Below are 14,206 nucleotides of genomic sequence, written 5' to 3' on the forward strand. Positions count from 1 at the left end.
GTTCTGGACAATGCCCGGAAAATAGCCGCGACTTTGCCCGGTATTCCTGAAGTCCGCTTTTCGTCAGTCGCCATTCGGTGGTCGCCGACTGTCGGATTTCAGTGCTGCCCTGAATTATCGTGAACGCCCGTAGTGCGTCGAGAAGTTGGGCATTCCCAAGCCCGATCCGTGCTGCTACGGTGACTCGAAATTATCGACCTGTTGAATTCCGTCACCCGGAATTCCGAATTCTGTGCTCCCGAGGAGGTGATCGATGATGTCCGCGACAGATCCGGAAAAGGCCTCGCTCCGAAAGCCGCTCGGTCTTCCTCTGCTCGTTCTGGCATCGGCGCAGCTGGTCATCTCGCTCGACTACAACATCGTGTATGTCGCCCTGCCCGACATCGGCGCCGGACTGGGGTTCTCCGACCACGACCTGCAGTGGGTGGTGAGCGCCTACGTCGTGGCCACCGGAGGTTTCCTGCTGCTGGGCGGCCGAGCGGCGGACCTGCTCGGACGACGCCGTATGTTCGTCCTGGCGGCGCTGCTGTACGCGGGGTCGTCCCTGGTGGGCGGACTGTCCCAGACGCCCGGCCTCCTGGTCGCCGTCAGGGCGGTCCAGGGCATCGGCGGGTCCCTGCTGTTCCCGGCGACGCTGTCCCTGATCACCACCTTGTACGACGAAGGGCCCGACAGGAACCGGGCGTTGGCGGTGTGGGGCGCTGCCGGGGCCGGCGGCCTCTGCTTCGGGTCCCTCCTCGGCGGGGTCCTGGTGGAGGCGTTCGGCTGGCCGTCGGTGTTCTTCGTCAACGTGCCGATCGCCGGAGTCCTCGCGGTGGCCGGGTGGCTGCTCTTCCCGGCGGACGGACCGTGGGACCGTACGCGGCACTTCGACGCGGCGGGCGCGCTGACCGCGACCGGTGGAACCACACTCCTGGTGTTCCTGCTGGTCCAGGCTCCCGCCGAGGGCTGGGGCACACCGGTGGCCCTCACCAGCGCGGGGCTGTCCGTCTGCCTGCTGACGCTCTTCGCCGTCGTGGAGCGCCGCTCCCGTGAACCACTCGTACCGGCACGGCTGTTCGCCCACCGGGGCCTGCTGGTGGCGATGGGGGTGACCGCGCTGTTCAGTGCCACGTTCAGTTCGGTGCCGTACTTCCTGACGCTGTACTTCCAGACCGTCCACGGCTACAGCGCTGTCGCGACCGGGCTCGCGTTCCTCGTGCCCGCCGTGGTGGTGGCCGCCGGTACGCAGGCCGGCGAACGGGCCGTGTCCGCGTTCGGCGTGCGCCGCATGCTGGTCGGCGGCATGGCGCTGGGCGCCGCCGGAGCCGGAGCCCTCGGTCTGGGCCTCACCTCGGACGGCTCGTATCCCGCACTGCTGCCGGGGATCGTGCTGCTGAGCCTCGGCCAGGGCGCCGTGTGGACGGGGATGTGGATCGCCGCGTCCGCCGGGGTGGCAGCCGGCGACCAGGGCATCGCCTCGGGACTGGCATCGACGACCCTGCAGGTGGGCGGCGCGGTGGGCCTCGCGCTACTCGTGGCGGTCGCCGGGGGAGTGGGGCAGAGCGCCACGGGGGCTGAGCTCCTCGACGGCATCCGTACCGCCGTCTTCGCGACGGCGGCGGGCATCGGTTGCGGGGCGATCGCGTTGGGCGTGTTCGGGGGTACGGCCTGGGGTGGCCGGGGTGGCCGGGGTGGCCGGGGTGGCCGGGGTGGCCGGGGTGGCCGGGGTGCGCGGGGCGGCCGGGTCGGCCGGAGTGCCCGGGTTGGGCGGGGTGGCCGGGCTGCCAAGACTTCCCGGACCAGCGGGCCTTAGGCCCTGCCTTCCCGACCGCCCTGCTCGACTTTCCCGTCTGCCCGTCTGCCCGTCTGCCCGTCTGCCCGTCTGCCCGTCTGCCCGTCTGTCCGTCTGCCTCGCCCGCTTACCGCTCGCCCCGCTTGCTTGCCTCGCTTGCCCGCTTGCCTATCCCGCCCGCCCTGCTTGCTTCGCCCCCGCTCCGCTTCCCCGCTCGTCTGTTTCGCCCGCTTGCCCGCCCCGCTCACCCCCCTCCCGACCGACCTCCCTGCTCGCCTGCCTTGCCCGCTCGCCTACTTCGCCCGCCTGCCCCGCTCGATGGCCTCGCCCCACTTGCCCGCTCGCCCGCCCCACTTGCCCGCCCGCTTGGTTGCCTCGCCCGCCCCGCCCCACTTGCCCGCTCACCTCGCCCGCTTGCCCTCCCGCCGCCCCGCTTGCCCCTCCCGCCTTCCCGACCGCCTCCCGTGCTCGCCCCCTTCCCTTCCTGACCTCCCTTCCCGACCTCCGTTCCCGTGTCCGGGCCCCCGGTCCGTCCTCCGTCATGCCAGGAGAACCCCCATGTCCACTACCGCCGCCGGTCTCCACGCCCCTCCCGCCGCCGTCCTGTGCGGGCTGGGCGGATGGGTGCCGTCCCGGGTGGTGACCAACGAGCAGCTCGCGCGTCGGCTCGACACCGACGACGCGTGGATCCGGTCCCGGACCGGGATCCGCCGGCGGCACGTCGTCGACCCCGGCCAGGCCACCTCGGACCTGGCCGTCGAGGCCGGCCGCCGTGCTCTCGCCGCCGCCGCGACGGACCGGGTGGACGCCGTCGTCGTCGCCACGGCGACCCCGGACCGTCCCTGCCCGGCCACCGCGCCCGCGGTTGCCGCACGGCTAGGGCTGACAGGGGCTGCGGCCTTCGATATCGGCGCCGTGTGCACGGGGTTCGTGTACGGGCTCGCCTCGGCCGCCGGACTGATCGCGGCCGGGGTGGCCCAACGGGTCCTGCTCATCGGGGCGGACACCTACTCCACGATCGTGGACCCGCTGGACCGGGCCAACGCGATCATCTTCGGCGACGGCGCCGGAGCCGTCGTCCTGCGTGCCGGGCACTCCGACGAACCCGGCGCCGTCGGCCACTTCGACCTCGGCAGCGACGGAGTCCACGAGGACCTGATCACGGTCGCCGCAGGTGGCTCCCGGCAGCGCTCCACGCCGGGCGAACCCAGCCGCGAGGAACGGCACTTCGCCATGCGCGGCAAGGAGGTCTACCGCCACGCGGTGACCCGTGTGGCCGAGTCCGCGCGGGCCACGCTGTCCCGGGCCGGATGGAAGATCGACGACGTCGACCACTTCGTACCGCACCAGGCCAATCTGCGGATCCTGCACTCGGTCGCCGACGACCTGGGCCTCCCACGGGAGCGGTGCGTGACCCATGTCGAGTCCGTCGGCAACACGGGCGCCGCGTCCATCCCGCTCGCCCTCGCCGACGCCGCCGCCCGGCAGACGGTCGGCCCCGGCGACCGGCTGCTGCTCACCGCCTTCGGCGGCGGCCTCACCTGGGGCTCCTGCCTCCTCACCTGGCCCTCACTCCCTCAACAGGAACGGACGACGTCACCATGACCACCACGTACGGCCAACTGGTCGAGATCCTCGCGAGACTCCACGACGCCCCCGCCGACCGGCTCCGCCCCGAGGCGACCCTCGGCGAACTGGACGTCGACTCCCTGACCACGGTCGAGATCAGCATCCGCATCGAGCGCGACCTCGGAGTGCGCGTCGGCGACGACGAACTCCGGCCCGACCTCACCCTCGGCGACCTCGCCGGACTCGTGGACACCCGCCGAGACACCCGCCGAACGACCGTCTGCCCCACGCCGTCCGACCCCCGGAAGGAAACAACACCCATGCAGATCAAGGAACAGCCCGGCAACGCGATCGGCGCGACGGTCGAGGGATTCGACCACACCACCGCCACGGACGCCGACGTAGCGGCCCTCAAGAACACCGTCTACACGAAGAAGATCGCCGTCCTGAAGGGCCAGCACCTCTCACCTCAGGAGTTCCTCGCACTCGGCAGGCTGCTCGGCCGCCCGGAGACGTACTACGAGCCGATGTACAAGCACCCGGAGGTCCCGGAGGTGTTCGTGTCCTCCAACGTGCCGGAGAACGGCAAGCAGATAGGTGTCCCCAAGACGGGCAAGTTCTGGCACGCCGACTACCAGTTCATGCCGGACCCCTTCGGGATCACCCTCATCCTCCCCCAGGTCGTTCCCGAGAAGAACCGCGGCACGTACTTCATCGACATGGGCCGGGCGTACGAGAAGCTGCCCGAGGAGCTCAAGAAGGAGATCGGCGGGACGTACTGCCGGCACTCCGTGCGCAAGTACTTCAAGATCCGGCCCCACGACGTCTACCGGCCCCTCTCCGAGATCATCGAGGAGGTCGAGCGGAAGACCCCCGCCGTCGTCCAGCCGACCACCTTCACCCACCCCATGACCGGCGAGACGGTCCTCTACATCAGCGAGGGCTTCACGGTCGGCATCGAGGACCGGGACGGCCGGCCGCTCGACGAGGAGCTGCTCAAGCGGCTGTTCGACGTCACCGGCCAGCTCGACGAGAGTTTCGAGCACGAGAACATCCATCTGCAGAGCTTCGAAAAGGGCGACCTGCTGGTCTGGGACAACCGCAGCCTCATCCACCGTGCCCGGCACACGACCACGCCCGAGCCGACCGTCTCCTACCGCGTCACCGTCCACGACGAACGCAAACTCCACGACGGGATCCGGGCGGCATGACGGACATGACGGACGAAGCCCTGCTGGCGCGAGTGCTCACGCCTTACAAGGCGCACTGCAGATACCTGCGTTCGGCCGTCGTGAACGAAAACGACGGTCGTGTTTCCGTCCGCTGCGAATTCGAGATTTCCGAGTCGTGCTACATCGACGACACCGGCCATCTGAATTCCGTCGAGGTGAACATCTGCTACAACCAGATGATGTATTTCCTGGTCGCCAAAACCGTGCAGGACGGTCTCGGCTCGGGATTCGCCGACTGGACGCTGGACGACTTCTTCAAGCACCAGCTCCCGGACATTCTCATCGCCCGGTTCACGTCGAACTTCCGGCGACCGGTCGACCCCCGTGCGTTCTCCGGGGAGATGGAGTTCCGGTCCGTCAGCCGCCGTACCCCGCCCGACGGCAGTCCGTTCCTGTACGCCGACACCGCCTTCCGTTACTGGGACACCGCCTCCGGCCGCTGCGACGGCGAGGCGACCCTTGCATTCGTCAACATCCTCTGACCATCGAAGGGTTCGCCCATGAAGACCCTCGCCCAGACCACCCGCCACCATGCCGAGCGCCAACCCGACCTCCCTGCCGTCCTCTGCGAGGGCCGCACCCTGACGTACGGGCAACTGCACCGCGAGAGCAACCGCGTTGCCCACGCACTCCGGGCCGCCGGACTCGTACCGGGCGACCGGGTCGCCTACCTCGGCAAGGAGTCCGAGCACTACTACGAGATCCTCTTCGGCTGTGCCAAGAGCGGCACCGTGCTCGTCCCCGTCAACTGGCGGCTCACCGCGCCCGAGGTCGGCCACATCCTCCAGGACTCCGGCACCCGACTCCTGTTCCTGGAGGACGAGTTCGGGCCGATCGTCGACAAGATGCCTACCGCGCCCCCGGAGACGGTCGTGCCTCTCGGGTCGATACGGGAGTGGCGTGCCCAACACGCCGACGGGGAAACGGAGTTCGACCCGACCCAGGACACCCCCGTCGCCCAGCTCTACACCAGCGGCACCACCGGACTGCCCAAGGGCGTGGTCCTGGCCCACCGCAGCTTCTTCGCGATCCGGGACGCCCTGGCGAGCGAGGGGCTCGACTGGATCGACTGGCGGGCCGGTGACATCGCGCTGATCGGTATCCCCGGATTCCACATTGGCGGCCTGTGGTGGGCCACCCAGAACCTCAACGCCGGAACCACCGTCGTCGCTATGCGCGCCTTCGCCGCCCGTCAGGCCGTCGACCTCATCCGCGACCTCGGCATCACCACCGCCTGCGTGGTCCCCGCCATGCTCCGCATGATGCTGACCGAACCCGGCGTCGGCGCCAAGGACTTCACCACGCTCCGCAAGACGGTCTACGGCGGCTCCCCGATCTCCGAGGCCCTGCTGGAGGAGAGCCTCGCCGTCCTGGACTGCGAGTTCGCCCAGATCTACGGCCTCACCGAGACCGGCAACACCGCCGTCTGTCTGCCGCCCGCCGCCCATGTCCCCGGCGGCCCCCTCATGCAGGCGGCCGGGCACCCCTATCCGGGCGTACGCAGCAAGGTGATCGACGGCGAGGGTCGCGAACTCCCGCCGGGCGCCGTCGGGGAGGTCTGCCTGGCCACGCCCGCCCGCATGGTCGAGTACTGGGGGCTGCCCGACAAGACCGCCGAGACCCTCGTCGACGGCTGGATCCACACCGGGGACGCCGGCTACATCGACGAGGACGGGTACGTCTTCATCCGCGACCGCATCAAGGACGCCGTCCTCGTCGCCGGTGAGAACGTCTACCCGGCCGAGATCGAGAACGTCCTGGAAGGCCACCCAGGCGTCGCCGAGGCCGTCGTCGTCGGCGCCCCCGACGAACGCTGGGGCGAGTACGTGCACGCCTTCGTCGTCCCCGTACCCGGGCAGCGGCCCAGCCCCCGGGACCTGCACACCTTCCTCGTCCCGCAGCTCGCGAGCTTCAAGTTGCCCGCCCGCTACGAGTTCATCGACAGCGTCCCGCGCAACCCCAGCGGCAAGATCCTCCGCCGCGAACTGCGCGACCGCTTCTGGGACGACTCCACGCGCAAGGTCAATTGACCCTCGAACTGCCCCTCAAACAGGCCCGATTGAGAGAACCAGATGCCTGCTCCCCTCACGCTGGACGGCTTCCGCGCGGACCTGGCGGAGTACTTGTATCAGCTGCCCGACGAGGTCGACCTCGACGAGAACCCCCTCTACGCGGGCATCGACTCCCTGCGCATCGTCACCCTCATCGAACGCTGGCGGGAGACCGGCGTGGAGGTGACCTTCGTCGAACTCGCCGAGTGCACGTCGTTCGCCCAGTGGTGGCAGCTGCTCGACGCACGCCAAGCACACCAATCACGTCGAGGGGGAACCACGTGACGGCGCGTCAACCGCTACTGGCCGCCCAGGAAGGCATCTGGGCCGGCCAGCAGTTCGACGTGGACAGTCCCGCGTACAACACGGCCGAGTACGCGCACATCCACGGCCCGGTGGACACGGCCGTCTTCGATGCCGCCCTGCAGCACGTGGTCGCGGAGACGGAGGCCTTGAACGTCGCCTACGTCGTCGACGACACGGGCCGGCCGTGGGAGACGGCAGCCCCGGCGGACGACTGGGTACTGCACACGGCCGACCTCACCGCCGAGCCCGACCCGCACGCGGTGGCCCTGGCCTGGATGGACCAGGACATGGTCCGTCCCGTCGACCTCGCACGTGGCCCCGTCTTCGGCCACGCCCTGCTGCGGATCGCACCGCAGGAATACCTCTGGTACCACCGCGTGCACCACATCGCCCTCGACGGCTACGGCCTGTCGCTGGTCGCCCGCCGCGTCGCCGATGTCTACACGGCCCTGATGGCGGGCGATCCGGTGGGCGACAGCGGCTTCGGCACCCTCGCATCGGTACGGGACGAGGAACATGCCTACCGGGAGTCGCCCCGCTTCGCCAAGGACCGCGCCCACTGGACGGAACGGTTCGCGGACCGTCCGCCCGTGGCGACATCCGTCGGCCGTACGGCGCTGCCCGCACGCACGTTCCACCGGCGGGTGGCCGACCTCGACCCGGCGCGGACGCAGACCATGCGCACGGTCGCCCGAGACCTCGGGGTGACGTGGTCGGAGGTGCTGCTGGCGGTGACCGTGGCCCAACTGCACCACGCGACCGGCGCACCGGAGATCGTCCTCAGCCTGCCGACGATGGGGCGCCTGGGCTCCGTATCGCTGCGCGTCCCCTGCACGGTCCGCAACATCCTGCCCCTGCGCGTCACGGTCACCGGCGCGGACAGTCTGCGCGACCTCGCGACCCGGATCTCCCGTGAACTGCGCGCAGGCCTGCCGCACCAGCGTTACCGCTACGAGCAGCTGCGGCGCGACCTCCGACTCGTCGGCGGACAGCGCCGGTTGTCGGGTCCCGGCGTCAACATCATGCCCTTCGCGTACGACCTGCGCTTCGCCGGACACCGCAGCACCGTCCACAACGTCTCGGCGGGCCCCGTCGACGACCTGTCCGTCAACGTGTACGACCGTTCCGAGGGCGCGGGCCTGCGCATCGCCGTGGATGCCAACCCCGACCTCTACGAGGAGTCGGACGTCGCCGGGTTGCGGGACGACCTGCTCACCCTCCTAGGCCAGGCCCTCGCCGAACCCGACCGGCCCCTCGGCGACTTGCGCCCCGACGAGCCCGTACCGCCCACCGCAGTCCTGGACGGAGGCCCGCTGCCCGCCCCGGCCCGCCCGGTCCTCGCCCTGATCGCCGACCACGCAGCCCGACGCGGCGGTTCCGTCGCCGTCGAACACGACGGACGCCACATCACGTACGCCCAGCTCTTCGGCTCGGCTCGTGCACTCGCCGGACGACTGGCCGCCCGCCGGATCGGCCCCGGCGAACTGGTGGCCGTCGCCCTACCCCGGGGCATCGACGCGATCACCGCCATCCTGGGCGTACTCCTGTCCGGCGCCGCCTACTGCCCACTCGACCCGACGGCACCCCCGGCACGGAGGACAGAGCTGCTGGCCGACGCCGGTCCCGCCCTCGTCCTGACGACCGACGCGCACGCCGGCGGCTTCGGGGACCTTCCGGTGCTGACCCCCGACGAGCCGTACACCACCCCAGCCCCACCGACCGCACCCATGCCGGACGACCTCGCCTATGTCATCCACACTTCGGGCTCCACCGGACGCCCCAAGGGTGTCGAGATCAGCCATCGTGCCCTCGCGCACTTCGTCGCCGGTGCCGCACACCGCTACGGCCCCCAACACGAGGACCGCGTCCTGCAGTTCGCCGCCCCGCACTTCGACACCAGCGTCGAGGAAATCTTCCTCACCCTCTGCGCGGGCGCCACCCTCGTCGTCCGCCCCGACGACATGACCGAGTCGGTCCCCGGCTTCCTGGACGCCTGCGCACGCCTCCGGATCAGCTATCTCGACCTGCCCACCGCCTACTGGCACGAACTGGCGTACGCCGTCTCGACCGGCGCGGCCAGCCTGCCTGCCGGAGTGCACACCGTCGTCATCGGTGGCGAAGTGGCCCTCCCCGAACGGGTGAACCGCTGGCGCGAGTCCGTCGGTACGTCGGTGCGGCTGCTGAACACGTACGGCCCGACCGAGGCCACCGTGGTCGCCACCGTCGCCGACCTCCACGATCCGGCCCTCGCCCCGGGAGACGTCCCCATCGGGCTCCCGCTGCCCGGCACCCGCGCCGCCGTCGTCGACGGTGAACTCCACCTCCTGGGCGACAACTTGGCCCTCGGCTACCGCTACCGGGGAGCGCACGCACCCGACGCCGCCCGCTTCGCTCCCCTCGACGCGCTGCCCGGAGCACCCCGCGCCTACCGCACCGGCGACCTGGTCCGGATCGGCGACGACGGGCAACTGCGCCACCTGGGACGCTCGGACACAGAGTTCAAGATCAGCGGACACCGCGTCCATCCCGCCGAGATCGAGAGCGCCCTCCTGACCCACCCGGGAGTCCGCGATGCCGCTGTCGTCGGACAGGTGCTCGCCGGCGGGACGCGCCGCCTGGTCGCCCACGTCGTGCCGGTCGGGCCCGCCCCGGAACTCGCCCTGCTCCGGGCCCACTTGAGGGCCACCCTGCCCGCAGCGATGATCCCCTCGGCCTTCGAGTTCCTGGCCCGACTGCCCTTGACCGGCTCAGGAAAGATCGACAGGAACGCGCTCGCCAGGACGGCGATGGTCCCTGAACCCCGTACACAGAAGGCCCCGAACGGCAGCTCGCTGGAGCGCGTCATCGCCGCCGTCTGGCAGCGGGTCCTGGGCGTGGCCGCCGTCTCCGCGCACGACGACGTGTTCGACCTGGGCGCCCAGTCGCTCCAGGCCATCCAGGTCGCCAACCGACTCGGTGTCGAACTGCGCCGAGAGGTGAAGGTCGCCTGGCTCTTCCAGCACCCGACCCCCGCCGAACTGGCCGCCTTCCTCCAACAACGGGCGCCCGCACGGCCGGAGGCCCGCGCCTTCCCGGCGACCCTCCTCGCCGACACCGTCCTCGACGCGGACATCCGCCCCGGCGACGTCAACCCCCGAGCGGACAGTGCACCGCACAGAATCCTGCTGACCGGCGCCACCGGCTTCGTCGGCGTACACCTCCTGGCCGAACTCCTCGCGAGCACCACGGCGGAGATCGTCTGTCTCGTCCGCGCCCCGAGCCCCGCCGAGGCCACCGCACGCCTCCAACAGGCCCTGAAAACCCACCGACTCGACCTCCCGGACACGGCACGCGCCCGCATCACCACCATCCCCGCCGACCTCGCCCGCCCCCAACTCGGGCTGGCCGACGGGACGTTCGCCGACCTCGCCCGCACCTGCACGGCGATCCTCCACAACGCGGCGACCGTCAGCATCATGCGCGAGTACGCCACCCTCCGCGCCGCCAACACCGAGTCCACCCGGGACCTGCTGCGCCTGGCGGCCGTACGCTCCATCCCCCTCCACTTCGTGTCGACCCTGTCCGTCGCCCCGCCCCTCGGCCTCGCCCCCGAGGTACCGGAGGGCTTCCTCCCGCCCCACCTCGGACTGCGCTACGGCTACCAGCAGTCCAAGTGGGCCGCCGAGCGCCTGCTCGAACAGGCCGCCGAGCGGGGGCTGCCGGTCACCGTGCACCGGCTCGGCCGGATCGTCGGCCCGCACACCACCGGATACGTCAATGAGCGGGACTTCCTGTGGAGCGTCCTGCGCGCCGGAGTCCCCGCAGGCGTCGTCCCCGAACTGTTCGAGAAGGAGACCTGGACGCCGGTCGATCACGTCGCCAAGGCCCTCGTACACCTCAGCCTGGGGCAGCAGCCGCCCATCGCGACGGTCTTCAACCACGCCGCGACCGCGCCCGTACGACTGAGAGACATCTACGACTGGGTGGGGGAGTACGGCTATCGGCTGCGTCGCCTGCCCTTGGCCCAGTGGCGGGCCGAGCTTCCACGGGCGGCTTCCGGCGTCGCGGCGACCACGCTCGCCTTCCTCGACTCCTGGGACACGGGCCCCGACGACACCGCCGGGCCCGATCTGCGCCTGGGACACATCCGCACCGACAACGTCGTGAACGGCCTGCGTGGCAGCGGCATCACGTGTCCGCCCGTCGACCGGGACCTCGTCTTCCGCTACCTCGACCACTGCGTCGCCACCGGAACGCTCCCCGCACCGGCTGGACAACAGGCTCATCTCCCCATCCCCGCAAAGTAGTTGGGCACATCCGGGAACTCACGGACACCACCCCCCGACTACTGCAACGGAACCCGTCGCGTCACGAACACCCCGCAACAAGGAGCCCGCAATGCCGAAGAAACGGCCGGTCGCCCTCGCCCTGGCCGGCGCTCTCTGTCTGGTCACCACGGCGTGCGCCGACTCGACGGAGAAGACCGCCGCGACGAGCGGCAAGGCGTCCGCGCAGGCGGGTACCTCCGGCTACCCGGTGACCCTCGAGAACTGCGGAACGTCCGAGAAGTTCACCGGGGCGCCCAGCCGGGTCGTCGTCATGAACGGCGCCTCGGTCGCCGAGGTCTCCACCCTGCTCGCCCTCGGCGTCGGTGACAGGATCGTCGCCAACCAGCAGACCTACGGCATGTCCGAGGTCGCGGGCCGAGCCGCAGCCATCAAGGCCCTGCCCACCGGTGACGTCAAACTCAACGACGCCTACGACATCCCGCGTGAGGCGATGATCGGGCTGCGCCCCGACCTGGTGCTCTCCACGACGTCGTACGGCTTCGACGAGAAGAACGGCTTCGCCACCCGTGAGCAGCTCACGGAGGTGGGCGCCAACTCCTATGTCTCGCCGCAGGGTTGCGACCAGGACACCTCCAAGATGACCATCGCCGACAGCTACACGCTGCTGCGGGACATGGGGAAGATCTTCGGCAAGAGCGCTGAGGCCGAGAAGCTCATCGCCGCGTCGGAGCAGAGCATCGCCGCCGTCGCCGCCAAGGTGAAGGGCGAGAAGGCGCCGAAGGTCATGGTCCTGTTCTCCAACATGGCCATGGGCGGCAACGACTTCAGCTCGGTCGTCGCCAAGGGCATCTACAACGACATCCTCGCCAAGGCCGGTGGCAGCAACGCCTTCGAGAACGCCTCGAAGACCTCCTTCGCCGACCTGAGCAAGGAGAAGGTGGCCGCCACCGACGTCGACGCGCTCGTCGTCATCGGCTACAACGACCCGAACCCGGCGGCCTACGCCAGGAAACTGCTGAAGGAGTTCCCCCAGTGGCCGGCCGCGAAGAACAACACGTACGTGGCGCTGTCGGACTCGATGTACCTCGGCCCGAGCAACGACCTGGCCGTGGAGAAGATCGCCAAGGCACTGCACCCCGACAAGTTCTGAGCGGTCCGCGCCTGCCGCTCGCGGTCACCGGGCTGCTCCTGGTTCTCGTCGCCGTCATGGTGGTGGCGGTGAGCATCGGCGCGGTGAACATTCCGGTGGGGGACGTGTGGGGGATCCTCCTGCACCACCTCACCGGCGGGGAATCTGTCGACGATCCGGCGCTGGACCAGATCGTGTGGACCTTCCGCGCCCCCCGAGTCCTCCTGGCCGCCCTGGTCGGCGCGGGCCTCGCCGTGGTGGGCGCGGTACTCCAGACCCTGGTCTCCAATCCGCTCGCCGACCCGGTCGTCCTGGGCTTCTCGTACGGCGCATCCCTGGGCGCCGTACTGGTCATCACCCTCGGCGGCGCGGCGCTCGGCGGACTCGGCGGCCTCGGAGTGTCGGGCGCGGCGTTCGTCGGCGCGCTGGCGGCCGGTGTCCTGGTGTTCGCCCTGGGACAGCGGCGGGGCCGACTGGCCCCCACGCGGCTGGTCCTGGCCGGAGTCGCCGTCGGCTACGTCCTCCTCTCGATGACCAGCTTCGTCCAGCTGCTGGCGACGCCCACCGAACTGCGGACCGTGATGTTCTGGATGCTCGGCAGCGTCGCCGGCGCCCAGTGGGACCAACTGCCCATCGTCGCCGTGGTGGTCCTGACAGGCACCGTCGTGCTGACCCTGTTCGGACGGCGGCTCAACGCCCTGCTGGCCGGCGACGAGTCGGCGACCGCGCTCGGTGTGGACGTCGACCGGCTGCGCGCGATCCTGTTGGTCGTCAGCGCGCTGCTCACCGGAACCGTCATCGCCGTCGCGGGCGGTGTCGGCTTCGTCGGCCTGATGATCCCCCACCTGGTCCGCCTCACCACCGGCGCCGACCACCGCAGACTGCTGCCCCTGACCGCACTCCTGGGCGCGATCTACCTGGTCCTCGTCGACCTGCTCTCCCGCACCCTCACCCGCCCCAACGAACTGCCGCTGGGCATCCTCACCGCCCTGCTCGGCGCCCCCTTCTTCCTGTGGCTGCTGCGCCGCGACAAGGGTCTGGACTCCGTATGAAACAGACACCCATATGAAACTGACCGTCGACCAGCTCCACATCACCCTCGACCGCCGGCCGATCCTCCGTGAGGTGAACCTGGAGGCCGCCAAAGGGGACATCGTCGGGCTCGTGGGCCCCAACGGCAGCGGCAAGTCCACCCTGCTCCGCACTGTCTACCGCTCGCTGCGTCCGGCCGACGGCGCGGTCAGGGTGGGCGGCGACGACGTGTGGGAGCTGTCCGCCCGCACCGCCGCCCGCCGTACGGCCGCCGTCCTCCAGGACTCCGGTACCACGGCCGGCCTGACGGTCACCGAGATCGTCGCCCTCGGCCGTACGCCCCACCACGGCCTCATGGGCCGGGACGGCGCCGAGGACCGCGAGGCCGTGGCCGAGGCGGTCGCCCGCTGCGGCGTCACCCCGTTCGCGCACCGCGACTACAGGACCCTCTCCGGCGGCGAACGCCAACGCGTCCTGCTTGCCCGGGCGTTGGCCCAACGCCCTCAGCTGCTGGTCCTGGACGAACTCACCAACCACCTCGATATCCGGGCCCGGTTCGAACTCCTGGACCTGATCCGCTCCACCGGGATCACCACCCTGGCCGTCCTGCACGACCTCGACCTCGCCGCCCGGCTCTGCGACCACCTCGTCGTCCTGCACGAAGGTGAAGTGGTCGCGGCAGGACCCGTACTGGAGGTCCTGACCCCGGACCTCCTCCGGGGCGTCTTCGGCGTACGGGGCGACACGGAGCAGCATCCCGATGGCGTCGTCCGCATCACCTACGCGGCCCAGCCACTCGCCCTGGACCGGGAGGCCGAGCCGGCCGACCGCTGACGCGGGCCGGC

Annotated in this window: 10 protein-coding genes and 1 pseudogene; all 11 read left to right on the top strand. The window is 70.5% G+C overall.

The features are described 5' to 3' along the window. The first annotated feature begins 256 nt into the window (after positions 1 to 256). Positions 257 to 1,795, top strand: a complete 1,539-nt coding sequence (locus ACWCRB_RS03230) for an MFS transporter (protein WP_450994470.1) — start codon at positions 257 to 259, stop codon at positions 1,793 to 1,795. Positions 1,796 to 2,332: 537 nt separating this feature from the next. Then, on the top strand, positions 2,333 to 3,379 hold the full coding sequence (locus ACWCRB_RS03235) for a beta-ketoacyl-ACP synthase III (protein ID WP_450994372.1): 1,047 nt from the start codon (positions 2,333 to 2,335) through the stop codon (positions 3,377 to 3,379). Next, positions 3,376 to 3,576 (top strand): annotated as a pseudogene (locus ACWCRB_RS03240) (acyl carrier protein); the annotation flags it as partial. The gene ACWCRB_RS03235 and the pseudogene ACWCRB_RS03240, both read left to right, overlap by 4 nt. 87 nt (positions 3,577 to 3,663) lie before the next feature. Further along, entirely contained in the window at positions 3,664 to 4,554 is an 891-nt protein-coding gene (gene scoE / locus ACWCRB_RS03245; protein ID WP_450994471.1) for a (3R)-3-[(carboxymethyl)amino]fatty acid oxygenase/decarboxylase, read from the top strand. Beyond that, entirely contained in the window at positions 4,551 to 5,057 is a 507-nt protein-coding gene (gene scoD / locus ACWCRB_RS03250; protein WP_450994373.1) for a (2E)-enoyl-ACP glycyltransferase, read from the top strand. The genes scoE and scoD overlap by 4 nt, the downstream gene beginning before the upstream one ends. A gap of 18 nt (positions 5,058 to 5,075) precedes the next feature. Beyond that, a complete protein-coding gene (locus ACWCRB_RS03255; protein WP_450994374.1) occupies positions 5,076 to 6,605 on the top strand; it encodes a fatty acid--CoA ligase in 1,530 nt (509 codons plus the stop codon). A 42-nt stretch (positions 6,606 to 6,647) separates the two neighbouring features. Continuing rightward, entirely contained in the window at positions 6,648 to 6,911 is a 264-nt protein-coding gene (locus ACWCRB_RS03260) for a phosphopantetheine-binding protein (protein WP_450994375.1), read from the top strand. Then, entirely contained in the window at positions 6,908 to 11,218 is a 4,311-nt protein-coding gene (locus tag ACWCRB_RS03265) for an amino acid adenylation domain-containing protein (RefSeq protein WP_450994376.1), read from the top strand. Before ACWCRB_RS03260 ends, ACWCRB_RS03265 begins: the two co-directional genes overlap by 4 nt. 91 nt (positions 11,219 to 11,309) lie before the next feature. Beyond that, on the top strand, positions 11,310 to 12,350 hold the full coding sequence (locus ACWCRB_RS03270) for an ABC transporter substrate-binding protein (RefSeq protein ID WP_450994377.1): 1,041 nt from the start codon (positions 11,310 to 11,312) through the stop codon (positions 12,348 to 12,350). A 56-nt stretch (positions 12,351 to 12,406) separates the two neighbouring features. Beyond that, positions 12,407 to 13,381 (top strand): FecCD family ABC transporter permease, encoded by a 975-nt coding sequence (locus tag ACWCRB_RS03275; protein WP_450994378.1) that lies wholly within the window; start codon positions 12,407 to 12,409, stop codon positions 13,379 to 13,381. Between the two features lie 13 nt (positions 13,382 to 13,394). Next, complete coding sequence (locus ACWCRB_RS03280; RefSeq protein ID WP_450994379.1) at positions 13,395 to 14,195, top strand: ABC transporter ATP-binding protein; 801 nt, start codon at positions 13,395 to 13,397, stop codon at positions 14,193 to 14,195. Positions 14,196 to 14,206 lie beyond the last annotated feature (11 nt).

The sequence above is a fragment of the Streptomyces sp. NPDC002156 genome, assembly GCF_053593675.1.